This window comes from Rhodococcus sp. HNM0563 (assembly GCF_012726195.1).
In the GTDB taxonomy this organism is placed as follows: domain Bacteria; phylum Actinomycetota; class Actinomycetes; order Mycobacteriales; family Mycobacteriaceae; genus Rhodococcus.
Window position 1 is genome coordinate 75552 of record NZ_JAASAF010000004.1, and the last position, 26824, is coordinate 102375.

A 26824-nucleotide genomic window follows, 5' to 3' on the forward strand; every position below is an offset into this window, starting at 1 on the left:
GCTGTGGTCAGGGGATGGGGGACTACGACGCAGAATCGAGTCCGGTGGCGAGCGACTCGGCGGTCCGGGTCTGCCACTGAATGTAATCGACGCCCTCGGGTAGGGTCTCGAAAACTTCGACGACGGGAATGCCCGAAGATTCGGCGGCCGAGCGCATCTCCCTGCTCACCTTGTCCTCGGTCTGCGGGTTGTAGAGGAGGACCCCGACCTTCTTGTCGAGCAGCAGTTGCCGAGTCTCGGCGATGCTCGCGGGCGACGGGTCGGTGCCGTTCTCGATCGCGTTGGTGAAATCGGTGGGAGTCACGTCGTGGAGACCGGCCGCCAGCACGAGATAGTGACCGATGGTCTCGGTCTGTGCGATGGGTGCGTCGGCGTGGGTCTCCGCGATCCTAGTCGTGACGTCCGAGATGTCGTGCAGACTTTCGTGGAATGCCGCGGCGTTGTCGCGGTACACCTGCGCGCCGTCGGGGTCGAGGCCTGCGAGTTGCTCGGCGACAGCGTGCGCGACCGCATCCGCGGTCGCGAGGTCGTACCAGACGTGTTCGTTGATGCCGCTGTGATCGTGGCCGTCATGACCGTGGGCGGCCTCGTCCGGCGTCGGAGCATCGGAGGTGGGGGTGGCGTTGTCGGTGCCGTGGTCGTGGCCGGCGTGCAGGTCGCTGTATTCACCCGACTCGAACAGTGCGAATGCCTCGACGGTGGGGATGTCGCCACCGACGGAGCCGAGGATGTCGTCGACGAAGTGGTCGTATCCGCCGCCGTTGTAGACCACCAGCGACGCGTCGCTGATGGCAGCGGCGTCGAGTGGACTGGCCTCGTAGGAGTGTGGGTCTGCGTTCGGTTCGGAGATCAGCGACTCGACCTCGATCCGGTCGCCCGCGACGGCCTGGGCGATCGAGCCCCACACGTTCGTCGACGCGACCACGCTCAGTTCGTCGTCCGAGCCCGAGTCGCCGGTCGTGCCGGAGCCACACGCTGCGAGGACGGTGGCGCACGACAGGGTAGCCGCGACGAGTGCGGCGCGGGAGGACATACGCACTGGTGTTCTCTCCTGAATCGGTGCGCGGGGAAGGCGATGAGGCCACCCTAACGCTATTGGAAACCGTTACCGTTCCACTTTAGCGGACGATTCCGCGCATTCCGCCCAACCCGCCTGGTCGTGAGCATCGACACAGGACTACGGTCCGATCATGTCCAGGTCCCGTCAGCCGCGCCGACAGGCAACCCTGGCGTCGATCGCCGCCGAGCTGAAAATCTCTCGTACCACGGTCTCGAACGCATACAACCGGCCCGACCAACTGTCTACTGAACTGCGCGAACGAGTCTTCGAGGTCGCCAAGCGCCGGGGCTACGCCGGCCCCGACCCGATGGCCCGATCCCTGCGTACCCGCAAGGCCGGCGCGGTCGGAGTACTTCTCACCGAGGCGCTGAGCTATTCGTTCCGCGACCCGGCCGCGATGAGTTTCCTCTCCGGCCTCTCCGAAGCATGTGAGGCTGCCGGGCAGGGTCTGCTACTCATTCCCGCGGGGCCGGGCCTCACCGACGCCGAGGCCGCGCAGGTCGTGCATCGCTCGTCCGTAGACGGGTTCGTCGTCTATTCCGTGCCGCCCGAGGATCCGTATCTGGCCGCTGTGCTCGAACGGCACCTGCCGATCGTTGCATGCGATCAGCCTCGCGGTATCGGGGCGGCGCCCGTCGTGGGCATCGACGACCGCTCGCCCATGCGTGACCTCGCCGCCCACCTGATCGAGCTCGGTCACTGCGAGTTCGGGATCGTCTGCATGCGGCTCGGTCGCGAACGACACGACGGTGTCGTGGACCTCGCTGCGTTGGAAGACACGGGCTTCCACGTCCAACATGAGCGGATACTCGGCGTGCGCGACGCCATGCGCGACGCCGGGCTCGACGATTCCGCGCTCACCGTGGTCGAGCGTTTCACCCACACCTCCGCTGACGGGCAGTCTGCTGCGGCGCAGATCATGAGCGTCAATCCGCGGATCACTGCGCTGATGTGCACCACCGATGTGCTGGCGCTCGGTGCGCTCGCATGGGCCGACCAGGCGGGGCTCGACGTCCCCGGCCACCTGTCGATCACCGGGTTCGACGGCGTCGACGAGGCACTGCGCGAAGGGCTGACCACGGTGAGCCAGCCTCAGAAGGACAAGGGACGTCGCGCGGGTGAGCTCCTGCTGGCCTCGCCCGCGCACTCGGGTATCCCCGAGATCGAGACACTCGACACTCGGCTCGTCTTCGGCAAGACCTCTGGGCCGGTCGAGAGCACCGGCTGGTACGCAGAGTAGGCCGGCTCAGGCGGGGTTGGCGGCGAGCAGTTGCGCGCAGCGCAGGAGGCCGATGTGGCTGTAGGCCTGCGGGTGATTGCCCAGCGACCGCTCAGCGACCGGGTCGTACTCCTCACTGAGCAGTCCGGTCGGACCGGCCGCGGCGACGAGTTGTGCGAACAGTGCCTCTGCGTCGTTGCGCTGCCCGATCAGCAGGTACGCCTCGACGAGCCACGCCGCGCACAGATGGAAGCCACCTTCGACGCCCGGTAGCCCGTCCTCGTGGCGGTACCGGTACACCGTCGAACCGCTTCGCAGTTCCGCTTCGGTGGCGCGGACCGTCTCGCGGAACCGCTCGTCGGTGGGGTCGATCAGTCCGGTCAGCCCGATGAACAGAGTTGCCGCGTCGAGGTCGGTGCCGTCGTATGCGGCGGTGTAGGAGCGGACGTCTTCGTTCCAGCCCTTCTCGAGGACCTCCTCCGCGATTTCGTCGCGGAGGGATTCCCACCCTTCACCGGCGGGGCGGGAGAACGTATCGGCGAGAGTGAGGGCCCGGTCGACGGTGAGCCAGCCCATCACCTTCGAATAGACGTGGTGTCGAGGGTTGTCGCGGATCTCCCAGATGCCGTGATCAGGTTCGAACCAGCGGCGCTCGACCGCTGTGACCATCGAGCAGACCAGCTCCCAGTCGCGGTCGGTGAGCGCAGTGACCCGGTCGGCGCCGAGTGCATCACGCCGGTGAGCGATTGCGGCGATCAGGTTCACGATGGGGCCGAACACATCGAGCTGAACCTGCTGGTTGGCCGCGTTACCGACGCGCACCGGTCGTGAACCGGCGTATCCGGGAAGGGAATCGAGAACGGCCTCCGGGGGCAGCGGGCCACCGGCAAGCGTGTAGAGCGGATGCAGGCGCTCGGGGCCGGGCAGGGTCTCGAGAACGTCGTGTACCCAGTCGAGGTAGTTCTCCGCCTCGGCGAGGGAGCCCACGTCGACGAGCGCGTGCGACGTCAGCGCCGCATCTCGCAGCCAGCAGTACCGGTAGTCCCAGTTGCGTACCCCACCGATCTCTTCGGGCAGTGAGGTGGTCACCGCAGCGAGAATCGACCCGGTCGGCTCGTGAACGAGGCCGCGCAACGTCAGCGCCGACCGCTTGGCGAGATCCGGCTTGAGAGTGGGGAGGTCGAGTTCGGCGGCCCATTGCCACCAGTACGCTTCCGCGTGTGCCCGCCGTTCCACCTCCGATGTCGGATGCTTCTCGAGATCATCTGTACCGCAACGTAATTCCAAGACAATATCGCCGTCGGAAGGATCGACGACAGCGTGGGCGGTCTGGTGGACGCCCTCGCTGGTGATGTCCCAGCGGACTCCCGGCGACCGCAGAACGAACGGTTCGTTGAAGCCGTGCACCCGTAGGCCGTCGTCGACGGCTTCGAGGACCACCTGGCCCTGGCCGAATTCGGGACGCGGTGCAAACGTCACGACCGCCGTTGCCCGGCCGGAGATCACACGCGTCAGGTCGGTGCGCCCGGCCTCGACGTCGTGCGGCAGATAGTCGATCACCGCGAGACTCGCCCAGCGGGTCACGACCGTCATCGTCGAGTCGATGTACCGCTGACTCAGCGGAAGTGCTTCGCGCGTAGGTCCGATGGTGAAATGGCCGGCGGCGTCGCCGCCGAGGAGATGCGCGAAGATCGCGGCCGAATCGGGCTCGGGATGACACAGCCAGGTGATGGTGCCATCGGGGGTGACCAGCGCCTTCGACCGTGGGCTTGCGAGCATGGTGAGTCGCTCGATCGGGCTGGCATGCGCACCCGAGAGCCACGTGCGGCGTTCTTCGAGCAGAAATGCCAGCGCCGCGATCACGTCCTCGGAGCGGTCCACCCGGTACTCGGCGACCGTCGCGCCTTCGCCCACCTTGATGCCGACGTCGGGTCCGCGCAAGGAGGCGAATGCCTTCTCGTCGGTGACGTCGTCGCCGAAGAACACGGCGGCGCTGGAGGCTTCCTGGTGTCGGATGATGTCGAGTGCGCTGCCCTTGTCGGTCGGGACGACGGATAGCTCGATGACGGCTTTACCTTCGGTGACCTGGATGCCGGGTAGCAACGCGAGGTCGCCGCGTACCGCGGTCAGGGCGTGTTCGGCGTCCCCGGGCTCGGCGTTGCGTACGTGGAGGGCGGCGCTGGCGGGTTTCGCCTCCACCCTGGTACCGGGGAATCGGCTCGCGATGGCCTCGAGTCCCGTGACGATGTAACGGAGCCGGCTCTTGGATTCGTCGTCGATCGCGTGCACGAATCCGACATCGAATTCGGAGCCGTGACTTCCGACGAGCTTGACCTCCACCGGCAGACGTGAAAGCGCCGCCAGATCCTTGAGCGCGCGTCCCGAGATGACCGCCGCGGACGTCGCAGGCAGGACCGCGAGGTCCCGCATGGCGCGGACTGCTTCGGCATGTGGATGAGCGTTGTCGGGATCGGACACGATGGGAGACAACGTGCCGTCGTAGTCGCTCGCAACCAGCAACCGGGGCGCGCGTGCGACGGCGGCCAGCGCCCGGCGCAGCTCGATGGGGAGGTCTAGTGCGCTCACCTGTCCCAAGGTAGGCGAAAAAGCCGGTGCACCGACCCGTGTGGAGGCAATCGCGGGGGGTGTTTCGCGTTACACCCACGAAGTGCTGGACGAAAGGGTCGTTCTGCTCAGGAATCGCCGTGCGACTCGGCGCTACCCGGCGTGGAGTAGACCTCGCGCGGGGAATCGCCGAGTAGCAGGTCGACGGTCAGTTCCAGGCGACGTGCGACGTCGGTTGCCGAGGACCGGCGGGTCAGCCACGCCACGAGGTTGGACAGCCACACATCGCTGATGACGCGCGCAATCGCGAGTTCTTCCTCGGTGGGTTCGCCTTCGTTCATCGCCCTGGCGAAGAGTCGGTCCATGAGCTTGCCCACCTGGTCGACCTCGGCGGCTGCCGACGCGTCGGCGAACATGAACGCCCGTGTCATTGCCTCGGTGAGCAGCGGGTCGCGTTGCATGGCCTTGGTGATCAGGCTCAGGATCAGGTGCATGCGTTCGAGCGGACTGTGTCCGGGCGGGATCTTCCCCTTGCCCTCGATGCGGGCGAATTCACGTCCGAGTGCCGAGACCAGCAGGTGCACCTTCGACGGGAAGTACCGGTACAGCGTGCCCACCGCGACATCTGCGCGTTCCGCCACGGCGCGCATCTGCACGGCCTCGTATCCGCCCTTCGACGCGAGCGTCAGGGTGGCATCGAGTATCCGCTTGCGCCGTTCCTTCTGGGCGTTGGAACTGAGATCGTCCTCGGTGAGGGCGGCCAGGGTTCCGTTGCCGTTGGAACGCGAGCGGGACGGGGTGACCATAGATCGTTTCCTCACACCTTGACTCTGGACCGATGTCATATTAGAACACGTTCTAGCTAATGATGTCATTTCGAAAGGTCGGAGTCCCGCTGTGAGTATTGCCATGACAGAGGAGCAGCGGGCCGTTCAGGCTTCTGTTCGGGCCTGGTCACGAGGCGTGGAGCCGGTGTCGAGGATACGTCGCGACCCCGGTGATGCCTGGCGCGAGGGCTGGGCATCGCTCGCCGAACTCGGTCTGTTCGCTGTTGCTGTTCCGGAAGAGGCCGGGGGGCTCGGTGCCACTGTGGTCGACCTGGCCGTGATGCTCGAACAGGCCGCGCACGAACTTGCGCCCGGGCCCGTCGTCACCACCGCTGTCGCAGCGCTCGTGTTCGGTCGTGGTGGGGACGCGGTTGCGAAGACGGCCGCACTGCTCGCCGAAGGCGCGCTGCCCACGGCCGTCGCGCTCGACCCGGTTGCCGCAGAACTCACTGCCGACGGGGCTGTGCTCACCGGTGGAGCCGGTGCCGTGATCGCGGCGGAGTCCGGTGTCGCAGTCCTCGTCCGCCTCGATACCGGTGGCGATGGTACTGAGCGCTGGGCGCTGGTGGACTCCGATGCGCCGGGCATGCACCTGGATGTGCTCGAGACGATCGACAAGTCGCGACCCCTCGCGCGGGTACGACTCGGCGGGACGGTTGTTCCCGCCGAGCGAATCGTGCAAACCCCAGCAGGATTCGTCCGCGATCTCACCGTTGCGCTCTCGGTGGCCGAACTCGCCGGTGTCGCAGGCTGGGCACTGACCACCGCCGTCGAGTACGCCAAGATCCGCGAGCAGTTCGGCAAGCCCATCGGCTCGTTCCAGGCCGTCAAGCACCTGTGCGCGGAAATGCTGTGCCGCACAGAGAAGATCCGAACTCTCGCCTGGGACTCGGCTGTCGCCGCGGATGCAGATGCGGCAGAGCTGCCCGTTGCGGCTGCCGTCGCTGCCGCGGTGTCGCTGGACGCGGCCGTGGAGACCGCCAAGGATGCGATCCAGGTGCTCGGCGGAATCGGTTTCACGTGGGAGCACGACGCGCACCTCTACCTGCGGCGTGCGGTCGCCACGCGGCAGCTGCTCGGGGGTTCGACCACGTGGCGGGCACGCCTGACCGACCTGACCCGCGGAGGTGCGCGCCGTCATCTCGGCATCGACCTGTCGGAGCATGCCGCGGATCGTGAACGTATCCGCGATGAGGTTGCGGCGATCGCTTCGCGTCCTGAATCCGAGCACCGGGTAGCGCTTGCTGAATCAGGTTGTCTCGCACCGCATTGGCCCGCGCCGTACGGACGCGGGGCCGGGCCGGCCGAACAGCTGCTGATTCAGGAGGAGCTCGCTGCCGCAGGTGTCTCGCGTCCCGACCTCGTGATCGGCTGGTGGGCGGTGCCGACCATTCTGGAACACGGGACCGCCGAGCAGATCGAACGTTTCGCGATGCCCACCCTCCGCGGCGACATCGTGTGGTGCCAGCTGTTCTCCGAGCCCGGTGCCGGATCGGACCTCGCGGCCCTGCGTACTACAGCGGAGAAGGTCGACGGCGGTTGGACACTGCAGGGGCAGAAGGTATGGACTTCGCTCGCGCACCAGGCGGACTGGGCCATCTGCCTGGCTCGCACCGACCGGGACGTTCCGAAGCACAAGGGCATCACATACTTCCTTGTCGACATGAAATCTGCCGGCATCACCGTCGCACCGCTTCGGGAGATCACCGGCGACGCGTTGTTCAACGAGGTGTTCCTCGACTCGGTGTTCGTGCCCGACGACTGTGTTGTCGGTGCGCTCGGCGGGGGCTGGAAACTTGCACGGACCACCTTGGCGAACGAGCGGGTCGCGATGGGCGGAAAATCGTCGCTCGGTCCCGCGATCGAAGAACTCCTCGCCCTGGCTGCTCCGGGCGACGCGGTGGCGGACGACCGCATCGGCGCTCAGATCGGTGAGGCACTGGTCGGCTCGCTGCTGGACCTGCGCACCACGCTCGCACAGCTCGAGGGCCAGGATCCAGGGCCTGCGTCGAGCGTGCGGAAGCTGATCGGAGTGCGTCAGCGACAGGACACCGCCGAGCTCGCGATGGATCTTGCGGGGGAGGCCGGGTGGGTGGAGGGCCCCCTCACGCGCGAGTTCCTCAATCTGCGCTGCCTGAGCATCGCGGGCGGCACGGAGCAGATTCTGCTCACCCTCGCCGCTGAACGCCTTCTGGGGCTACCCAGGGGCTGACGGGCCGGAGTCCCGAAGGTCGGGACGAGCTCGGCGGTGACTCCCCGCGGCGTGCACGATACGGGCAGACGGCGGTTTCGCCGACACCGGAATGGTGCTACAACTAGAACACGTTCTAACTAGAAGGTGGTTACGGTGGATTTCGCACGTGACGAGACGCAGGAGGAAGTGGCCGGAGTTGCCGCCGACCTGCTCGGTCGGGGGCTCGACTCCGACGAATTGTGGTCCGCGCTCGCGGGTGCGGATCTCCTTTCGCTGGCATTACCCGAACGACTCGGGGGTTCCGGACTCGGAGTCGCCGAGGCGCTCACCGTCCTCACCGAGGTCGGCCGCGCTGCGGCACTGGTCCCGGCGCTACCCACCGTCGGGTTCGGCGTGCTTCCCGTGCTCGCGCTCGCGAGCGAAGAGCAGCAGGACGCGCTGCTGAGCGAGGTCGCCTCCGGAGGAATCCTCACCGCAGCGCTCGCCGAGCCGGGCCGGCCCTTCCCGCAGGCGCCCGCCGCCGCAGTCGTCGAGGTCGACGGCGGTGTCGCGGTCACCGGCTCGTTCGTCGCGGTGCCCTACGCGGATCGCGCACAGAGCATCCTCGTTCCCACCACCGCCGGAGTCGTCGCGGTGGCGCCGGACGCCGACGGGGTGACCCTGCTCGAGAGTCCCACCTCGGCGCACACCCCCGAATTCTCCGTCCGGCTCGAGTCCGCAGTCGGTACGCGGCTCGGCGACGGCGACGCAGCGTCCGACGTCCAGACCCTGTACAGCCTCGCGACCGCGGGGATCGCCGCGTACTCCGATGGGCTACTCACCGGAGCCACCGAACTCACCGCGAAGCACGTGAGCGAACGCCACCAATTCGGCAAGCCGCTCGCGGCCTTCCAGGCGGTTGCACAGCAGATCGCCGACGTCTATGTCACCGCCCGTACCCTGCACGTGGCCGCTCTGTCGACCATCTGGCGGATCTCCGAGAATCTCGACGCTGCAGATGATCTCGACGTCACCGCGTACTGGATCGCCGCGGAACTACTCCCGGCGATGCGCGTGCTGCACCACCTGCACGGCGGCATCGGCGTCGACGAAACCTATCCGATGCACAGGTATTCGTCTCTGGCCAAGGATATTGCGCGGCTGCTCGGCGGCGCTTCGTACCGACTCGACCTCGTGGGGGCCCGGTGTTCATCGAACTGACCGAAGACCAGCGCGCACTGCAGACCGAACTGCGCGGCTACTTCTCCAACCTGATCTCGCCCGAGGAGGCCGAGATCATGCGCACCGAGCGGCACGGGCCCACCTACCGCGATGTGATCCGGCGCATGGGCAAGGACCGCTGGCTGGGAGTCGGCTGGCCCAAGGAGTTCGGTGGCCACGGCTTCGCTGATGTCGAGCAGCAGATCTTCGCCAATGAAGCCGTCCGGGCCGACGTGCCCCTGCCCAGCGTCACTCTGCAGACCGTAGGCCCGACCCTGCAGGTGTACGGCACCGACGAGCAGAAACAGAAGTTCCTGCCCGCAATCCTCGCCGGCGAGGTCCATTTCGCCATCGGCTACTCCGAGCCCGAAGCAGGCACCGACCTCGCGGCGCTGCGCACCACCGCCGTCCGCGACGGCGACGAGTATGTGATCAACGGCCAGAAGATCTTCACCACCGGCGGTCACGACGCCGACTACATCTGGCTCGCCGCGCGCACCGGCTCCGCGGACTCCCGTCACCGAGGGATCTCGGTGTTCATCGTCGACACCAGCGATCCCGGATTCAGCTGGACCCCGATCATCACCGCCGATGGCGCCCACCACGTCAACGCCACGTACTACAGCGACGTGCGAGTGCCCGCGAGCATGCTCGTCGGCGAAGAGAACAAGGGTTGGCGCCTGATCACGACGCAGCTCAACCACGAGCGCGTCATGCTCGGACCGGCGGGCAAGGTTGCGGGCATCTACGAGCACCTCCTCGAGTGGGTGCGCGAACACAAGCTCACCGACGAACCCGAGGTGCGTCGCGCACTCGGTGAGATCCACGCGACGTACCGGCTCAACGAACTGCTCAATTGGCAGGTGGCCTCGAGCGACGGCGACGCCGTCGACATCGCCGACGCGTCGGCCACCAAGGTCTTCGCCACCGAGCGCATCCAGCGTGTCGGCATGCTCGCCGAAGAGATCGTCGGACGCTACGGGGACCCCGCCGACGCGGATACCGGTGCGCTGCTCAGCTGGCTCGACATGCAGGCCAAGCGGAACGTTGTCATCACCTTCGGCGGCGGCGTCAACGAGGTGATGCGGGAACTGATCGCAACAGCCGGTCTCGGGATGCCCCGGGTGCCGCGATGACGGAGGCGAACACGATGAGCACAGCCGACGAGATCCTCGCCTCAGCCGACGCTGTTCGTGCCGACGGGGCCTCCGCCCCCCGCTGGGGGCGCGACCCGGTGAACCTGCCGATGATCCGCAACTGGGTGGAGGCGCTGGGCGACGACAACCCCATCTACACCGACGAAGCCGCGGCCATTGCGGCCGGTCACGGAGGTCTCGTCGCACCTCCCGCGATGGCGCAGGTGTGGACGATGCGCGGCCTGGGCGCCGAACGGGAGAAGGATGATCCGCTCGGCCGGATGACCGCCATCCTCGACGAGGCCGGTTACACCTCGGTGGTGGCGACCAATTGCGACCAGATCTACCACCGCTACCTTCGCCCGGGTGAAGAGGTGACGATCGAGTCCACGCTCGAGGACGTCGTCGGACCCAAGAAGACCGGACTCGGTGAGGGGTGGTTCTTCACCACCCGCAACATCTGGAAGGTCGGCGACGAAGCGGTCGCCGAGATGATATTCCGAATCCTGAAGTTCGCGCCCCCCGCCCAGAATGACCGAACGTCACCTTCGGCCAGTTCGACCGACTCAACGTCACCTTCGGTCACAGCGCAGCAGGTACCGGACGATCTCGATCCCACGCGGATGCTCCGCCCGTCCGCCTCGCACGATACGAAGTTCTTCTGGGACGGCGTTGCGGCACACGAATTGCGGATCCAGCGCCGCCCGGATGGGTCGTTGCAACATCCGCCGGTGCCCGCATTGTGGCTCGACAAGAACGAGACCACCGACTACCTGGTCTCGAGCGGTCGCGGCACCGTGTTCAGCTTCGTGGTGCACCACGCGCCGAAAGCCCCCGGACGGCAACTCCCGTTCGTGGTGGCCCTGGTCGAACTCGAGGGTGGTATCCGCATGCTCGGCGAGCTGCGCGGTGTCGATCCGGCCGACGTGAAGATCGGAATGCCGGTCCAGGCAACGTATCTCGACTTCCCCGGCGACGACGAGACGGGCGGAAGCCCGTGGACTCTCTACGCCTGGCAGCCCCGTGAGGAGGACGCGTGAGCACACCCGCGATGACGGTGGGGGAGAAGCTCCCACCCTTGTCCATCCACGGCGATCCGACCTTCGTGATCTCGACGGCGTTGGCCACCAGAGATTTCCAGGACGTCCATCACGACCGCGACCTCGCGCAGCAGCGGGGCTCGAAGGACATCTTCGTCAACATCCTCACCGACACCGGCCTCGTCCAGCGGTACCTGACCGACTGGGCCGGGCCGCGTGCCGTCGTCAAATCCATCTCACTGCGCCTCGGCGTCCCGTGGTATGCGTACGACACGCTCACGTTGAACGGCACCGTCGCCGACATCGACGACGACGGTGTCATCACCCTCGACATCGTGGGCAGCAACTCGCTCGGCAACCACATCGTCGCGAAAGCCACGTTCCTCGCAGGTAAGGGCGCGTCCGAAGGGGAAGTCGCATGAGCACGCTGTCACGTAAGGCTGCGATCGCCGGAATCGGCGCGACCGATTTCTCCAAGGACTCCGGGCGCAGCGAACTGCGTCTCGCCGCCGAAGCAGTCGCCGATGCCCTCGACGACGCCGGACTGACGCCGGCCGACGTCGACGGTCTCGTCTCCTTCACGATGGACACCAACACCGAGGTGGCAGTCGCGCGTGCTGTGGGTATCCCGAGTCTGAAGTTCTTCTCCCGCATCCACTACGGCGGCGGGGCCGCGGCCGCGACGGTGCAGCAGGCCGCGATGGCGGTCGCGACCGGTGTCGCTGATGTCGTCGTCGCCTATCGCGCATTCAACGAACGCTCCGGCGCTCGCTTCGGGCAGGTCAACAGTGCCCTTGCGACCCAGGTGAATTCGTCGGGTACCGACAACGCGTTCTCCTACCCGCACGGACTGAGCACCCCGGCTTCGTTCGTTGCGATGACCGCGCAGCGCTATATGCATGTCACGGGCGCCACCAGCGCCGACTTCGGTGCTGTCGCGGTGGCCGACCGCAAGCACGCGGCGAAGAACCCGAAGGCGTTCTTCCACGGTAAGCCGATCACCCTCGAGGATCATCAGAACTCACGCTGGATTGCGGAGCCGCTGCATCTCCTCGACTGCTGCCAGGAATCGGATGGTGGTGTGGCGCTGGTGATCACGACACCTGAGCGCGCCAAGGACCTGAAGCAGACGCCGGCGATCATCACGGCGGCGGCGCAGGGCAGCGGCCCGGATCAGTACATCATGACGAGCTACTACCGCGACGGACTGACGGGGCTGCCCGAGATGGGCATCGTCGGCGACCAGTTGTGGGGCCAGTCGGGCCTGACCCCGCAGGACGTGCAAACTGCGGTGCTCTACGACCACTTCACCCCGTACGTGCTGATGCAACTCGAAGAACTGGGCTTCTGTAAGCCCGGCGAAGCGAAGGACTTCATCGCCGACGGAGGAATCGAGCTCGGCGGGCACCTGCCGCTCAACACGCACGGCGGCCAGCTCGGCGAGGCATACATCCACGGGATGAACGGCATCGCCGAGGGCGTCCGCCAGATCCGCGGGACGTCCGTGAATCAGGTGGAGGCCGTCGAGAATGTGCTCGTCACCGCGGGTACCGGTGTCCCGACGTCGGGCCTGATGCTGGCACGGTCCTGACCGGACTCCCGGTCTTCGGGAGATTCCCGGGCATGTCGCCGGTCCGTGGTGTAGACCGAGTCCGGCAGGTACGGGATTCGAGAAGGGAACGGCATGAGCAGGTTCGAAGGCAAGGTCGCATTTGTCACCGGAGCCGCGCGTGGTCAGGGACGTTCGCACGCGCTCGCGTTCGCTGAGGCGGGAGCAGATCTCGTCCTGTGCGACCGCTGCGAGGATTCGCCCGTCGTGCGCTACCCTCTCGCCACCGAGGACGACCTCGCGGAAACGGTGCGTCTGGCCGAAGCCGCCGGTGCGAAGGTCGTCTCGGAGAAGCTCGACACCGCGGATCGCGCCGCGATGGACCGGCTTGTCGCACGCGCCCACGACGAGCTCGGCCGTATCGATATCGCGGTCGCCAACGCCGGGGTGTCGACGGCAGCACCGGTCCAGTCGATGCCGCAGGCCATGTGGGACGAGACGATCTCGTCGAACCTCACGGGTGTGTTCAACACGATCGCGTGCGTTGCCCCGGGGATGATCGAGCGCGGATACGGCCGGATCGTGACGATCTCGTCGATGCTCGGGCGCGCCGGAAACACCAACATGGTGGCCTACGGTGCATCGAAGTGGGGTGTCATCGGCATGACCAAGAGCGCCGCGCTGGATCTCGCGCAGAACGGGATCACCGTCAACGCCATCGCACCCGGCAATATCTCCACGCCGATGATCCACAACGACGCGCTCTACGGCATGCTCCGGCCCGATCTGGAGAACCCCACCGCCGACGATGTCGCTCCGGTCTTCACGTCGCTGCACGCGCAGCCCGTGCCGTGGCTCGAGCCTGCCGAGATCACGCGCGCGGTGTTGTTCTTCTGCGACGAGGCTGCCGCGCACATCAGCGGAACCGTGCTGCCCATCGATGCGGGGAACGCAGCGCGCGTCACCGGCTAGCTGTACTGACCGGGGACATTGATCAACCTCGTGAAGGGTGGCTGGTTGGCGCAGGCCGTGTGGGGTCGGTGATGGTTGTAGTGATGCAGCCATGACTCGAGAACGTCGCGTCGTTCTGCCTCTGAGCGGTAGCAGCGGGCGTAAGCCCACCCGTCGGCCATTGTGCGGTGGAAGCGCTCGACCTTCCCGTTCGTCTGCGGGCGATATGGGCGCGTGTACCTCGGACGGATCGACAGCGCCTCGCAGGTACCGCGCCACAGATGCGACCGGTAGGCACCGCCGTTGTCGGACAGTACTCGCTCGATCGTGACCCCACGCTCGGCGAACCAGCCGACAGCTCGTTGCAGGACGCCAACGGCAGTGACAGCAGTCTCGTCGTCGTGGATCTCGGTGTACGCGACGCGGGAGTGATCGTCGATCACGGTGTGGACGTAGGCGTAGCCCAGCTTGGGTCCGCCGTGCTGATTGCGTGGCTTGTCCGGCGTGGCGACGCGGTTGCGGTCGCCTTGGCGTCGGCCGACGTAGCGCCAGCCACCGCCGTCGGGGATGTTCCCCAGCTTCTTCACGTCCACGTGCACCAGCGACCCGGGGTGCGGGTGCTCGTAACGACGGATCGGTTCGCCGGTCGCCCGGTCGACGTGCGACAGCCGATTCAATCGAGCAGTGGTGAGGATGCGGTGGACGGTGGAGGGCGCGATCCCGAGCCTCGCTGATAGTTGAACTGGCCCTTCCCGCAACCTGATCCGCAGGTTGACGCACCGCTTCGTGACGGGCTTGCTCGTCTTGTTCGGCGAGCTCTTCGGGCGCGAGGACCGGTCGTGCATGGGCTCGCCGGCGCGGTAGCGGCCGACCCAGCGCTTCACGGTCGGCCACGAGACCTGGAATCGGGCGGCGACCTCACTGATCGGCCAGCCCTCCTCGACAACGAGTTGGGCAACCTTCAGACGGTGACGCGGTGTGAGGGCAGCGTTGGGATGGGACATGGCATCTTTCGGTCCGGGACGGCGCCGCGGCACCCGCCGCTGTCAGGCCAGATGCTGCACGTGGATGCGCAGGGCGTTCGCGGCGAACTGCGCGGCCTCTGGGCTGCCGAAGGTCTGGTGGAAGTCGGGATTGGTTTCGTAGAGGTCGGCCATGCCTCGCACCATTGCGGCGGATCGTTCGACATCGCCGACGTGGGTGGGTGTCCCGGGGATGTCAGCGAACCAGGCCATGTGGTCGGCAGCGTGCGCTCGAGCAACTGGTGAGCCGGGTGTGTGGCCGGCTTCGTGGATTTCTGCCCACCGTGTGAGCAGGGCCTGGGCGTTGGCCTGCCAGTCGCGTTGTTGTTCCACGGACTTGGCATGCCACCACCGGTTCGACGCGGCGAAGGCCTCGCGTCCCCACCGGCGTACGACCTCGGCCTCGTAGCGGTCGTTGAAGCCTTCGAGCATCACATCCATGCGTGGTTCTCGGCCCTCTCGGCGCATCTGCAGGGTGTGTTCGACCGCGCTGATGCGCCGGTCCAGGGCCTCGCGGTCCTCGGCGAGCTGTGTCAGGTGGGCCTCGAGCGCTTCGACCTCGGCGGTCGGCGTCTCGGGGGCGTCGAGCACTGCGGAGATGTCGGCCAGTGGCATACCCGTGTCGCGGAGCAGAAGGATGCGTTGCAGGCGCGCGACCGCGTCGGGACCGTAGTAGCGGTAGCCGTTGGACCCGACGCGATCGGGCTCGAGCAGCCCGATGCGGTGATAGTGGCGCAGCGTGCGGCCGCTGATGCCTGCGCGTTCAGCGAGCTCGTGCACCGTCCATTCCATCACCGGGCTCCTGTCGTTCGACGTGCTGCTCAGTGTGCCGGGTCTGTGGTCAGGCCCAGCCGTGGCAGCGCAATGCGCAGGATCTCGGACGCGGGAGTGCGGACGTTTTGGGCGGCCGTGGTGCCCGTGGCGTCGAGGTAGGCGCGGACAAGCCGAGCACCGGCTGCATAACCGGCCCCGGTCGGCAAGCCGACGGGCTCGGCACCGAACAGTTGTGCGCTGGAGTCGCCCAGCACCCAGGCGGCGAAGTCTGCCATTCCTGTGACGCCCAGGCCGCTGGCAACCTTCGCCAAGACTTGGTCGTCGGAGTGGGTTTCATCGCGCACGAAGTGGGTGTAGCCGGCGTCGCCATACAACTCGGACGCGAAAACGTCGGCGAGCCCTTCGGACACAACGTGCTCGCCAACCATCACCGTCTGTGGGTCCCACACGATCCCGCCGGGTGAATAGCGCACGTTGTGGTGCAGTTCGTGGACCGCGATCGCCTCGAGGCGATCGAGAACGCGCGAGGTGGGCCAGACGGTGATGGCGATGTAGCCGCTGATGCCGCCGAACCCGGACATCCCTTGCACCTCGTCGACGAAGTGCTGGCTGGTCGGATCTCCCAGGACGAGCAGCACGTTCAGGTCGGGGATGGTCACACCCGGATCGGCAGACGTCAACGCTGCGACCCCGTCCTCGAGGGCCTTCTCGATGCGGGTCCACGCATCGGCCGCGACAAGGGATTCCAGACCTTCGCGGACCTGCTCGATCGCGGAGTCCGGACGGAAGCCGAAGTTCTGCTGGTGCACGGTCGCCATGTCCACGCCGCCGGGGATGAAGTGGTACATCCCGGCCATCGGAGCCCACATGTCACGGATGAGGTCGGCGCGATCCTTCGCGTCCGCCGTCAGGACTCGGTTCATGCCCGAGGCACTGTCAATCACTGAAATGGTCATGACAAGCGACCGTAAACATTGACGCTACGACAAGGTCAACCGTTTCCTCGATCAATGTCCCCGGTCAGTACAGCTAGCGCCTTCGAAGCCCGGTCCGCTCGGGTCGGTACCGACGGCACGCGACGGTAGTCGACCTGTCCCGAACAGTGCGGCGACTGCGAGCAGAGCGGTCACACCGAACGCCACTTGCAAGGCTTTGAGTCGCGCATCGCTGTTGACGGCGACGATGGCGTCGCGCGTCGGTGCGTCCAGGCCCGCCGAGACCAGGGCGCCGTCGAGTTCGGTATTCGACAGGAATGGCACGCCCTGTGCGATCTGGGTCCCTGCCTGCTGCTGGACGGCTGCCGGGATATCCGGGTTGTCTTCGATACCTGCGCTCACCGACGTGGAGAGGGTGGCGATCAGGATCGAGCCGATCAGCGCTGTACCGAGCGAAGCGCCGAGGTTGGTGGCGGTGTTCTGCACGCCGCCGACCTCGGCGCTCTTCGACTCCGGCACCGCCGACACGGTGATCGCTCCCAACTGGGACGACAACGCGCCGAGGCCTGCCCCCAGGAACAGCATCGGGATCGCCACCACGGCGGCGGTGGCTCCGGGATCCATTCCCGCGGTGAGCACGGCGATCCCGACGATCATCGAGGCGAGCCCCAGTCGCACAACCCGCCTGGGGTTCGCGTGCGGCCAGAGTTTCGGGATACCCGCCGCGGCGAGCACGAGTGCAAGCGAGAGCGGCAGGATCCGCACACCCGTCTCGAGTGCGCTCAACTCCAGCACCACGGACAGGAACAGCGGCACCGAGAAGAACACACCCGCCTGGACTGCGAACTGGGCGAAGAACATCGTCAGTCCACCGGTGAGTTGACGACTTTCGAACAATGCCGGATCGATGAGTGGATCGCGACCCGTCGCGACCAGCGCGTGCTGCCGCCGCATGAAGGCGTAGAGGACCAGCAACCCGACGAGGATCAGCCAGATCACGGGCGACATACCGATGACCTCCGGACCGCCGGATGTGGCGATCACCCAGCCCCATTCGCTCGACCGCAGCACGCCGTACACGATCATCGCCAGCCCCACCACCGACATGAGCGCGCTGGGCACGTCGATCGACATCGGCGCCGCCGGAACGTCCCGCACCCGCCGTAGTACGAGCAGGATCAGCGCCACCACGACGACCTCGCCGAAGAAGACGTAGCGCCACGACGCGAACGTCGTCACCGCCCCACCGAGTAGCGGGCCGACGGCGACCGCCATTGCACCGGCAGCTGCAACGAGCCCGTACGCCGCTGCGCGCCGCTCGGGTGGGAAGTTCGCGGCGACGAGGGAGACGATCGCAGGCATGATCAGTGCCGCACCGATGCCTTCGAGGAGCGACCAGCCCAGCAGAAGGATCGGCAAGTTCGGAGCACACCCGGTGACGAGCGAGCCGACCGCGTAGACCACGAGTCCGACCCCGAAGGCGCGGCGCCGTCCGAGCGCGGTACCGACTTTGCCGCCCGTGATCATCAGAGATGCCATCACCAGCGTGTACAGCGTGATCGCGGTCTGGATTCCGGTGATCGTCGTGTCGAGATCCTGCGCGACGGTCGCCATCGACACGTTCATCACCGAGCTGTCGAGCGTCATCAGGAATTGGCCCGATGCCAGCACTGCCAGGACGAGTGCGGAACCCGATCGCACTTCCGGATCTGATCTACGACTCTTGCTCATTGCCGAACCGGCTTCCGATTCCAGAAGTGACCCGCGCAGGTAGAAATCCAAAGTACAACAGAACCGGACGGCAAGGGCAGGACTCGGAAAACCGATCGCACTCTGTCGGTGCCTTGGTGCACACTGGGCGAGCAACCCGTATCCAGGAGAGAACTCATGGCTGATGCCATCGTTGTCGAAGGATTGATCAAGCGGTTCGGTGGCCTCACCGCGCTCGACGGCATAGACCTCCGTGTTCCCGAAGGCACGGTCACCGCGTTGCTCGGCCCCAACGGAGCCGGGAAGACCACGGCGGTTCGTGTTCTGACGACATTGCTCGTCCCCGATGGCGGGCGGGCGGAGGTCGCGGGATTCGATGTCGTTGCCGATGCCGAAGCATTGCGCACACAGATCGGTGCTTCGGGCCAGTACGCCGCGGTCGACGAATATCTCACCGGATACGAGAACCTCGAAATGGTCGGGCGCCTCTACCACCTCGGCGCCAAACGGAGCCGCAAGCGGGCACGAGAACTGCTCGACCAATTCGATCTCGTCGATGCAGGTGATCGTCCTGTGAAGACATATTCGGGCGGTATGCGGCGCCGACTCGATCTCGCCGGTGCTCTCGTCGCCGAGCCGCCCGTGCTGTTTCTCGACGAGCCCACCACCGGACTCGACCCACGCGCCCGCCTCGGGCTGTGGGGCATCATCGAGAAACTCGTCGAACGCGGCACCACCCTGCTGCTCACCACGCAGTACATGGATGAGGCCGAGCGACTCGCCGACCGGATCGTCGTGATCGATCGGGGCACCATCATCGCCAGGGGGACCGCCGACGAGCTCAAGTCGCTCGTGGGCGGAGAGCGGATCGAGCTGTCGGTGCCCGATGCTGGACAGATCGAGACTGCGCGTGAGGCTTTGGCGGAGCTTGCCGCCGGAGATATCCGTATCGAATCGGGCAGGGTGATCGTGCCTGCCACAGGCGGAACCGAACTGCTCGTCGCCGCGCTCGGGCGGGTCGCGGAGGTCGGCGTCCGGGTCACCGATGTCACGCTGCGCCGGCCCACTCTCGACGACGTGTTCCTCACACTGACAGGTCACGAGGCGGAGGAGAGGATCGAGGAGCCGACCTCATGAACACTCTGCAGATGACCGCATCCGACGGTCTCACGATCGCCAAACGCAACATGATCAAGATCAAGCGCGTTCCGGATCTGATCGTCTTCACGACGCTGTCGCCGATCATGTTCGTGTTGCTGTTCGCGTACGTGTTCGGCAGCGCGATCCAGATCCCCGGCACGTCGTACCGGGAGTTCCTCATCGCCGGAGTGTTCACCCAGACCGTGATCTTCGGTGCCACGTGGACCGGCCTCGGCATGGTCGAGGATTTGCAGAAGGGCATCATCGACCGATTCCGGACGCTTCCGATGGCCCCGTCCGCGGTGCTGATCGGCCGTACCTCCACCGACGTGCTCATCAACATCGTGAGTCTGGTGGTCATGTCGTTGACCGGTCTGGTGGTCGGCTGGCGTATCAACTCGTCGCCTCTGGAGGCGCTCGCGGGTTACGCCCTGTTGTTGCTGTTCGCCTATGCCTTGTCGTGGCTGATGGCTGTCGTCGGAATGTGGATCCGTACGCCCGAGGTGTTCAACAACGCCAGTTTCATGGTGATCTTCCCGCTGTCGTTCATCGCCAACACATTCGTCGACACCTCGCAGATGCCGACCGTGTTGCGTACGTTCGCCGAATGGAACCCGGTGTCCGCGGTGACCCAGGCCGTCCGCGAGTTGTTCGGCAACACGAATCCGATGATGCCGGTGCCCGACGTGTGGCCGTTGCAGAACCCCGTCATTGCGTCACTGTTGTGGACTGCGTTGATGCTGGTCGTGTTCGTGCCGTTCGCGATCCGTCGCTACAAGAAGGCAGTGAGCCGATAACGGGTCGGTGAGCCGAGGAGGATCACGCTCCGCGCTGGGCGGCCCATCCGTTGATCGCAGTCGCGAACTCGGTCGATGCGGGCAGCAACACCGGGCCGTCGGCCACCCCGGCGGGCAGCGGGCCGAGCTCTTCGAGGGTGTGATTGGCGGTCGTGAAGTGATCGAACTGCAGATTGGTGTGCTCGAGGGATGCACGCAGCGGCGCGATCTGATCGCAGCTGATGTTCAGATCCTTGTCGGAGCACGTCAGCAGGACGGGGACGCCGGAGGGCAGCGAGGCGGCGAGATCGGGTGGATTCAGTGCGTCGGCCTCGGCGAGGAACGTCGCGTTGTAGTCGTTGAACCCGAACTGCTCCATGATCGGGCTCAGACCATCCGGCACGGTGCCGGAGGTGCGGAGGGACTCGATGGTGCGGGGCAGGTCGTTGCGGAGTTGCTCGGCGGCGGCCTCGTCGAGCTGCCCCGAGTTCGCGACGGCCTCGAGCTGCCCGTTCAGAAGGTCGAGGTAACGCATCGACAGCGGTGCCAGCAACCCGTAGCCGTCGCCGACCCCGCGTTGCGCGAGTGCGAGCGTGGTCAGGCCGCCTTCGCTGTGCCCCAGCACCAGGATGTCGTCGGCCGCAAATCCGGTGCGCTCGGAGAGCAACTCGGCAGCAGCCTGAGCGTGATCGACCTGATCGGTGAACCCGTACACCTTTCCGGTCTCGGGCGCGTACGACCCGAGGCCGGTGGCACCCGCGCCGATTTTATCGAAGCGTAGGCTCGCGATCCCGTGGGCGGCGAGCGAGTCGGCGACGCGAAGCAGGGTGTCGGCCACCATCAACGGTGCCTGGTTGCCGTTGCGGTCGGTGACTCCGCTGCCCGGCAACAGCAGTGCCGCGCCCTTGATGTCGCCCTCGGGGGTGCGCAGGCTGCCGTGGAAGGTGGTTCCGGAAGCGTCGAACGTGACCTCGGTGTCGGCGCCGGCCGGTGCGACCACCGAGCCCGTGTCGGGCAGTGCGGACGCTATACCTGTGAACGTCGCACCACCCGCCACCACGAGCAGTGGAACCGCTGCAGCACCGATCACAGGTCGCAAGCTTCGCATGGTTGCGAACCTTAGCAAAGGTCAATGATCAGGGCAGCAGACGGTCGATGAACGTGTTGCTGTAGACCCGATGCGGATCGAGCCGGTTGTACACCGCCCGCGCACTGTCCCAGTTCTCATCGGCCGGAACACCTTCGCGATAGGTATCGGGCAGGCCCTGGGTGATGATGTGGTCGTCCGTATACGGCAGTTCGGGTCCGAACGCCCAGCCCTTCGACCACTCGGGACGGAAAGTCGAATCACCGCCGTTGTAGCGCTGACGCATCCACTGCTCCATCTCGCGATAGAACGCGAACATGCCGGGTGTGCCCGGAACGCCCAGCACATTCAGCCAGATCGCGGTGTCCCACTCGGGTTTGTCCGGGCGCGGACGTGTCGCTGCGATCGTCGGCGGGCCCGCAGACGGCACGCGCACGTCGGATGACTGATCGAGACCGCAGCAACGAATCTCGACGGGACCGTTGAGCGGGTACTGGCCGAGACCGCGATAGTGCTCGATCCGTTCGTTGAACCACTGGGTGAAATCATGGATGACGGTGGCGACGTTGGCGCGGTTGGTCAGCACCGCGCCACCGCCTTCGGTCAGACGCAGAGTGGTGGCCTTGATGTAGAACTGCAGGTCCTTCGACCAGCCCCAGATGTCCGACGAGGCCGTCGCGGCGAGGCCCGCAACGGTCACGCCGTAGTAGGTCTGGCCGAAAAGCGGGGCAATCTGGGGGTTTCCACCCGTCAGTTGCCCGAGCAGATCGGTGATCGGCTCAGGAACGTTGTCGGAGAACGGGTAGTTGTACGGTCCGGTGACTTCGCGGGACTCGGCCGGTTTCTCCGGAGCGAGCGACCACACTTTCATCCACGGCTTCTCGGTGAACGGATACCAGATTGCCTCGGCTCGGCCTGTGCTGCTCACGAACGATTCGAATGTCCGACCCGAAGCGCCTGCAGGAGAGAACAGTTCGCGCCAGTCGATGTCGGTGTAGCTCTGGCACCGCATCCTGTAGTTGGGCCCGGCCTGGAGTGTGACCGACGTCAGGAACGTTCTACCGAGGTGTGTCAGAAGCGCGGTGATATCGGGGTCTGCGCGGGTGAAGGTACGCAACGCATACCTGCTGCCGTCCCACACGACTGCGGTCAGCTCGGTGACGAGGTTGCTCAGCGAGCCGAAAGTATGTCCCGGAACATTGCTTTCACCGTCGGCCGGAAGAGCTGCTCCGTGAGCATTGACCGCGAGCGATCCTGCGATCGTCAGGACGCCGGGTGCGGGCAGGTTCGCGAACCCGAGTCCGTGATCCTGCAATGCCGAGGTGATCGCATCGAGTGTGGCGCCGGGCCCGGCCGTCACGGTCGCCGGGTTGCCACCCGGATTCACGCTCACGGAGTTCAGATGAAGCATGGTGTCGGCGAGGATCACCCGGTCGACCGGAGCGCCGTTGACGATCGTGAGTGGCGTCCAGCCGTGCATCGCACCTCGTGGACGGATGGTGTATCCGTTCTCGTGGGCCCAATTCGTCAGCCGCACTACGTCATCGGCATTGTTCGGTGCACACGTCCAGATCGAGTCCAGCATGATCTCCTTGGACCAGTTCTGGTACGCCTGCTGGTACAGATCGATGCCCTCGGGGAATGACGGCGGCGCCGGAAGCGTCGCGTCGGAAGATCCGAACGGAATCGCGTGCGCGGGTGTCCAGCCGCCGACAGCGGTCGCGGCCAGAGCGCCGGCGCCGGCGGCGAGGAAGCCTCGTCGGGACAGACGCGGAGCGGAATCTCGAATTGTCATGTATAGAGCATCTTTCCGGGAGGGTGGAACTCACGCGATGGTGAGCACCACATCGGCCAGGGCTGGTGCAAGGTCTCGGTCCGCGACAGCGACAGTGGCAAGGAGCTGTTTCCCGCTCTTCCACACGCGTACGCGCAGTGTCTCACCGGGGAACACGACGCCGGCGAACTTGGCACGGAACCCGGCGACACGTGTCGCGTCGGAATCGAGAAGGTGGTCGGCGATCGACTTGCACACCGTGCCGTAGGTGCACAGGCCGTGGAGAATCGGCGCCGGGAACCCGGCGGCCTTCGCGAATTCCGGATCCGAGTGGAGTGGGTTGCGATCACCGCAGAGGCGGTACAGGAGCGCTTGCTGAGGCAGCGTCGGGACGTCGAACTCGGCATCCGGGGCGCGGTCGGGCAATGCGACGGCCTCCGACGGTCCGCGTTCGCCGCCGAAGCCGCCTTCTCCGCGTGCAAAGATCGACGACCGGGCGGTCCACAGCGGGTTTCCGTCGAGATCCTCGGTGACGGATTCCTGCACGATGACTGCGGCCTTGCCCTTGTCCCACACCTCGGCGATGCGAGTGGTGGTGCGGCCTTTGCCGGATGCCGGGATGGGCGCGTGGACCTTCACTTCCTGGCTGCCGTGCACGACCTTCGCCAGATCGATCTCGACACCGGGGAAGGACACCTTCGGCGGTTCCGTGTCGTGGAATGTCGCGGCTACCGTCGCGAATGTGGGGAGTACCTGGGGATCACCGTCGCGCAGGTAGCGCAGCTCGCCGGCATCGGTGGGGCGGGCGCCGGCACCGAGTCCGAGATTGTAGAGCTGGACGTCACTGCTGCTCCACGAGAATTCCTGGATGGGGAGCGATGCGCCGAGGGCGACTGAGGGGTCGATGGGCACGGGGGTCCTTTCTTCGCGACCGGGCCGCACTTCGGCGCCGGGTGGGCAGCCTAAGCGTGATCGGCGGTATCGGCGACGGCGTCTTCCGCTGAATGGTTCCCGTTCCTGCGGAGGATGTCGAGCACAGCGAGGTAGCCGAAGGTCATGGCCGGTCCGATGGTGGCGCCGGGGCCGGCGTAGGTGTGACCCATCACGGGGGAGCTGACGTTGCCGGTCGCGTAGAGGCCGTCGATCACTGTGCCGTCCTCCTTGAGGACGCGGGCGTCGACGTCGGTGACGAGACCACCCTTGGTGCCGAGGTCGCCCGGAACGACCTTGATTGCGTAGAACGGAGCCTTGCCGATCTCCGCGAGGCTGGGGTTGGGCTTGTTGCGGGGGTCGCCGTAGTAGTGGTCGTATTTCGACTCGCCGCGACCGAAGTCCTCGTCCTTGCCCGAGCGGGCGAAACCGTTGAATCGCTCGACGGTCTCGGAGAGCGCAGACGCCGGAACGCCGATCTTCTCGGCGAGCTCACTGATGGTGTCGGCCTTGACCATCACTCCGGCCTTGAACCATCGCTTCGGGAACGGTTGTCCGGGTGTGATCCCGGCGAAGGTGTACCGGTTGCGGTAACGCTGGTCGAGAACCATCCATGCCGGGATGTTCTCGCCCGGTCCCTCGCCGCGGCCGTACTGTCCGCCGTACATGGCATGCGTCGCCTCGACATACGGGGCGGATTCGTTCACGAACCGCTTGCCCTCACTGTTGACCATCATGCAGCCGGGAAGGCTCCGTTCCGACAGTGCGAACCACGGGCCGCCGGTGAGCGGGAACGACGGACCCCACCAGGAATCGTCCATGAAATCGACTGCACCGCCGATGGATTGGCCGGCTCGGATGCCGTCGCCCTCGTTCGCTTTGGCTCCGACGGTCCACTCCGTGCCGATCGGTGCGCGCTGGTATTCCTTGCGCATCTCGTCGTTGTGATCGAAGCCGCCACTTGCGAGGACGACACCCTTGCCGGCGCGGATGATCCGTTCTTCGCCGTCCGAGATCACCTTGACGCCGCGCACCACGCCGTCCTCGACGAGGAGGTCGGTCAGGGCGGTGTTCAGCAGCAAGGGGACATTCGCGTCGCGGAGACCGATACGCAAGCCCGCCATGAGCGCCTGACCGCGGACGAGCAGGTGCTTCTTGGTCAGATTCGCCCACACGAAGCGCGCGCCGACCTTCGCGGCGCGCAGCGGTCCGCGAGGATTGCGCATCAACAGGTTGAGCCACTTGTAGTCGGCCTGGGTGATGACGAAGTTCTTCGGCGCCCGCGCATAGTCGGGTTCGAGGGTGGCGAGGTCTGCGCCGAGGCGGCGCCCGTCGAACGGGCTCGGCTCGACCGAACGGCCACCGGCGCGTCCGCCCGGGGCCTCCGGGTAGTAGTCGGAGTATCCGGGGACCCACTGCAGTTCGAGGGCGCTGTGCTTCTGGACGAAGGACAGCATCTCAGGGCCGCGGTCGATGTACGTGTCGATCTTCTCGGCGGGAACGACGTCGCCGATGATGCTGTGCAGGTAGGTGCGTGCGGCCTCGGGGGTGTCCTCGACACCGGCCGCCTTCAGGGCGTCGTTGTTGGGGATCCATACGCCGCCGCCGGAGCGGGCGCTCGAACCGCCGTAGCAGGCGGCCTTCTCGATCACGACGACACTCGCACCCTTGTTGGCTGCGGTGATGGCGGCGGTCATTCCGCCGGCGCCGCTGCCGACGACGACGATGTCGTACTCCTGCTCAGTCATATAGAACACGTTATAGAATTGGTTCTGTCGAGTCCATCCTTTCCGGCCGGATTGTCTGGACGGGACGGAGAATCGCGAGCACGGTGCGACTCGATACACGTTTCACAAATGGGTGAAGGTTCCCGCCGCCGAGGAACGGGGGCGCCGGGCTGAATCAGGCGGACGCTCGCCGAACGATCGTGGACGGCGCTTCGGTCCAGTCTCGGGTGGTCGCGTCGACCGCCAGCCGCGCTGCGCGCCGCCCATAGGCGGCGGTGTCGATCCGGACCGTCGTCAGTTCGGGTTCCCACAGACTTTCCTGGTGCTCGTCGTCGAATCCGATGACTGCGAGGTCTTCCGGAGCGCGGTACCCGAGTTGCGTCATCACCGAGAGCACGGACAGGGCGACGGCGTCGTTGAGCGACGCGACCGCGGTGACGTCCGACTCCTGCACGAGAGTGCGCACCGATTCGGTGCGCGCCCGGGGATCGGGGTCCATCGACACCCGAACGACGGTGAGCGGAGCCAATCCGAGATCGAGAGCGGCGCGGTGGGCGTCGGCGATGCGGGCACGGCCGAACGAGCCGGTTCCTTCGGCGGGGATGGCGAGGGCGACGTGCCGGTGGCCGTGCTCGGCGAGATGCTGCAGTTGCAGCCGGGTATGGAACGGGAATCCGGCCTGGTGACCGCGAAACGCTCCCCAGATGTGGTCGTCACGGAGATCGTCGGGTAGCTGGGAGAGATCCACCACGGCAAGCGGTCCGAGTTTTCTCCGAAGGTCCTGCGCGGCGTCGCGGCCCTCCGAGATCACGACGAGGGTGCGGTCGTGTCGGCGCAACTCCTCCTGCATCGTGCGGATCAAGCGACCGATGCTCGTGCCGATGACGTCCGTGCCGACGTTCAGCAGCACGACCGGTGAGGCGACGACCTCGGAGGGGGACGTCACGGTGCGCGGTGGGTAACCCAGCGCGTCGGCCGCGGCGCGCACGCGGTCCTGTGTCGCAGCTGTGATCGTCTGGTTCGGTGTGTCGTTGAGTACGTAACTGACGGTGGCCGTGGAAACTCCGGCGGCATCGGCGACATCCCGGATCGTTGTTCTTCGCACGCGTGTTCGCGCGGTGGGTGTCCGTTTCCCTCTGACCACCGACTCAGAGTACGGCTTAACGCTGTTAAGCACCTACGTTCGCCCCCGAGAGGCGGTGCCGCTC

At 66.2% G+C, this 26824-nt stretch carries 22 protein-coding genes; 10 read left to right on the forward strand and 12 right to left on the reverse strand.

From position 1 onward, the window contains the following. Positions 1 to 22: 22 nt before the first annotated feature. A complete protein-coding gene (locus HCA61_RS10180; protein ID WP_169688438.1) occupies positions 23 to 1033 on the reverse strand; it encodes a zinc ABC transporter substrate-binding protein in 1011 nt (336 codons plus the stop codon). A 157-nt stretch (positions 1034 to 1190) separates the two neighbouring features. Between HCA61_RS10180 and HCA61_RS10185 the strand changes: the two genes are divergently transcribed. After that, positions 1191 to 2300: a LacI family DNA-binding transcriptional regulator gene (locus HCA61_RS10185; RefSeq protein WP_169688082.1), complete on the forward strand. Its 1110-nt coding sequence runs from the start codon at positions 1191 to 1193 to the stop codon at positions 2298 to 2300. A gap of 6 nt (positions 2301 to 2306) precedes the next feature. On the opposite strand, the gene otsB is transcribed toward HCA61_RS10185, so the two are convergent. Both otsB and kstR read right to left on the reverse strand, forming a co-directional pair. Then, positions 2307 to 4865, reverse strand: coding sequence for a trehalose-phosphatase (gene otsB / locus HCA61_RS10190; protein ID WP_169688083.1), 2559 nt, complete (start codon positions 4863 to 4865; stop codon positions 2307 to 2309). A gap of 107 nt (positions 4866 to 4972) precedes the next feature. After that, positions 4973 to 5650, reverse strand: coding sequence for a cholesterol catabolism transcriptional regulator KstR (gene kstR / locus HCA61_RS10195; protein ID WP_169688084.1), 678 nt, complete (start codon positions 5648 to 5650; stop codon positions 4973 to 4975). A gap of 91 nt (positions 5651 to 5741) precedes the next feature. Here kstR and HCA61_RS10200 point away from each other — a divergent pair, with 91 nt between their 5' ends. The 7 genes from HCA61_RS10200 to HCA61_RS10230 all read left to right on the forward strand — a co-directional run bounded on the left by HCA61_RS10200 (position 5742) and on the right by HCA61_RS10230 (position 13762). Then, positions 5742 to 7883, forward strand: coding sequence for an acyl-CoA dehydrogenase (locus tag HCA61_RS10200; RefSeq protein WP_169688085.1), 2142 nt, complete (start codon positions 5742 to 5744; stop codon positions 7881 to 7883). A gap of 135 nt (positions 7884 to 8018) precedes the next feature. Further along, positions 8019 to 9065 (forward strand): acyl-CoA dehydrogenase family protein, encoded by a 1047-nt coding sequence (locus tag HCA61_RS10205; RefSeq protein WP_169688086.1) that lies wholly within the window; start codon positions 8019 to 8021, stop codon positions 9063 to 9065. Next, positions 9050 to 10201 carry an acyl-CoA dehydrogenase family protein gene (locus HCA61_RS10210; protein WP_169688087.1) on the forward strand — a complete coding sequence of 384 codons (1152 nt, stop codon included), beginning with the start codon at positions 9050 to 9052 and terminating at the stop codon, positions 10199 to 10201. The genes HCA61_RS10205 and HCA61_RS10210 overlap by 16 nt, the downstream gene beginning before the upstream one ends. Further along, positions 10198 to 11241 (forward strand): bifunctional MaoC family dehydratase N-terminal/OB-fold nucleic acid binding domain-containing protein, encoded by a 1044-nt coding sequence (locus HCA61_RS10215; RefSeq protein ID WP_169688088.1) that lies wholly within the window; start codon positions 10198 to 10200, stop codon positions 11239 to 11241. Before HCA61_RS10210 ends, HCA61_RS10215 begins: the two co-directional genes overlap by 4 nt. Positions 11242 to 11252: 11 nt before the next feature. Beyond that, the gene (locus tag HCA61_RS10220; protein ID WP_169688439.1) at positions 11253 to 11663 is read left to right on the forward strand and encodes a MaoC family dehydratase; all 411 of its coding nucleotides are present in this window, start codon (positions 11253 to 11255) and stop codon (positions 11661 to 11663) included. Continuing rightward, complete coding sequence (locus tag HCA61_RS10225; protein WP_169688089.1) at positions 11660 to 12832, forward strand: lipid-transfer protein; 1173 nt, start codon at positions 11660 to 11662, stop codon at positions 12830 to 12832. Before HCA61_RS10220 ends, HCA61_RS10225 begins: the two co-directional genes overlap by 4 nt. 93 nt (positions 12833 to 12925) lie before the next feature. Beyond that, positions 12926 to 13762: a mycofactocin-coupled SDR family oxidoreductase gene (locus tag HCA61_RS10230; protein WP_169688090.1), complete on the forward strand. Its 837-nt coding sequence runs from the start codon at positions 12926 to 12928 to the stop codon at positions 13760 to 13762. Here HCA61_RS10230 and HCA61_RS10235 read toward each other — a convergent pair. From HCA61_RS10235 to HCA61_RS10250, 4 genes are read right to left on the reverse strand one after another with little or no spacing between them, the layout of a single operon-like run. Then, complete coding sequence (locus tag HCA61_RS10235) at positions 13759 to 14745, reverse strand: IS481 family transposase (protein ID WP_169688091.1); 987 nt, start codon at positions 14743 to 14745, stop codon at positions 13759 to 13761. The two genes, HCA61_RS10230 and HCA61_RS10235, sit on opposite strands and share 4 nt — an antisense overlap. A 42-nt stretch (positions 14746 to 14787) precedes the next feature. Beyond that, entirely contained in the window at positions 14788 to 15555 is a 768-nt protein-coding gene (locus HCA61_RS10240; RefSeq protein ID WP_169688092.1) for a MerR family transcriptional regulator, read from the reverse strand. A 29-nt stretch (positions 15556 to 15584) separates the two neighbouring features. Next, entirely contained in the window at positions 15585 to 16493 is a 909-nt protein-coding gene (locus tag HCA61_RS10245) for a DUF2268 domain-containing putative Zn-dependent protease (RefSeq protein ID WP_169688093.1), read from the reverse strand. A gap of 51 nt (positions 16494 to 16544) precedes the next feature. Continuing rightward, a complete protein-coding gene (locus HCA61_RS10250; protein WP_169688094.1) occupies positions 16545 to 18203 on the reverse strand; it encodes an MFS transporter in 1659 nt (552 codons plus the stop codon). Between the two features lie 156 nt (positions 18204 to 18359). Between HCA61_RS10250 and HCA61_RS10255 the strand changes: the two genes are divergently transcribed. Further along, positions 18360 to 19319: an ATP-binding cassette domain-containing protein gene (locus HCA61_RS10255; RefSeq protein WP_169688095.1), complete on the forward strand. Its 960-nt coding sequence runs from the start codon at positions 18360 to 18362 to the stop codon at positions 19317 to 19319. Beyond that, a complete protein-coding gene (locus HCA61_RS10260) occupies positions 19316 to 20119 on the forward strand; it encodes an ABC transporter permease (protein WP_169688096.1) in 804 nt (267 codons plus the stop codon). Before HCA61_RS10255 ends, HCA61_RS10260 begins: the two co-directional genes overlap by 4 nt. A gap of 22 nt (positions 20120 to 20141) precedes the next feature. Here the strand turns inward: HCA61_RS10260 and HCA61_RS10265 are convergent, their stop codons facing one another. The 5 genes from HCA61_RS10265 to HCA61_RS10285 all read right to left on the reverse strand — a co-directional run bounded on the left by HCA61_RS10265 (position 20142) and on the right by HCA61_RS10285 (position 26721). After that, on the reverse strand, positions 20142 to 21206 hold the full coding sequence (locus HCA61_RS10265; RefSeq protein WP_169688097.1) for an alpha/beta fold hydrolase: 1065 nt from the start codon (positions 21204 to 21206) through the stop codon (positions 20142 to 20144). 28 nt (positions 21207 to 21234) lie between these two features. Then, positions 21235 to 22980 carry a cholesterol oxidase substrate-binding domain-containing protein gene (locus HCA61_RS10270; RefSeq protein ID WP_169688098.1) on the reverse strand — a complete coding sequence of 582 codons (1746 nt, stop codon included), beginning with the start codon at positions 22978 to 22980 and terminating at the stop codon, positions 21235 to 21237. Between the two features lie 30 nt (positions 22981 to 23010). Then, a complete protein-coding gene (locus HCA61_RS10275) occupies positions 23011 to 23871 on the reverse strand; it encodes a MaoC/PaaZ C-terminal domain-containing protein (protein WP_169688099.1) in 861 nt (286 codons plus the stop codon). A 50-nt stretch (positions 23872 to 23921) separates the two neighbouring features. Next, positions 23922 to 25637 carry a 3-oxosteroid 1-dehydrogenase gene (gene kstD / locus HCA61_RS10280; protein WP_206039899.1) on the reverse strand — a complete coding sequence of 572 codons (1716 nt, stop codon included), beginning with the start codon at positions 25635 to 25637 and terminating at the stop codon, positions 23922 to 23924. Between the two features lie 154 nt (positions 25638 to 25791). Continuing rightward, positions 25792 to 26721, reverse strand: a complete 930-nt coding sequence (locus HCA61_RS10285) for a LacI family DNA-binding transcriptional regulator (RefSeq protein WP_169688101.1) — start codon at positions 26719 to 26721, stop codon at positions 25792 to 25794. Between the last annotated feature and the right edge of the window lie 103 nt (positions 26722 to 26824).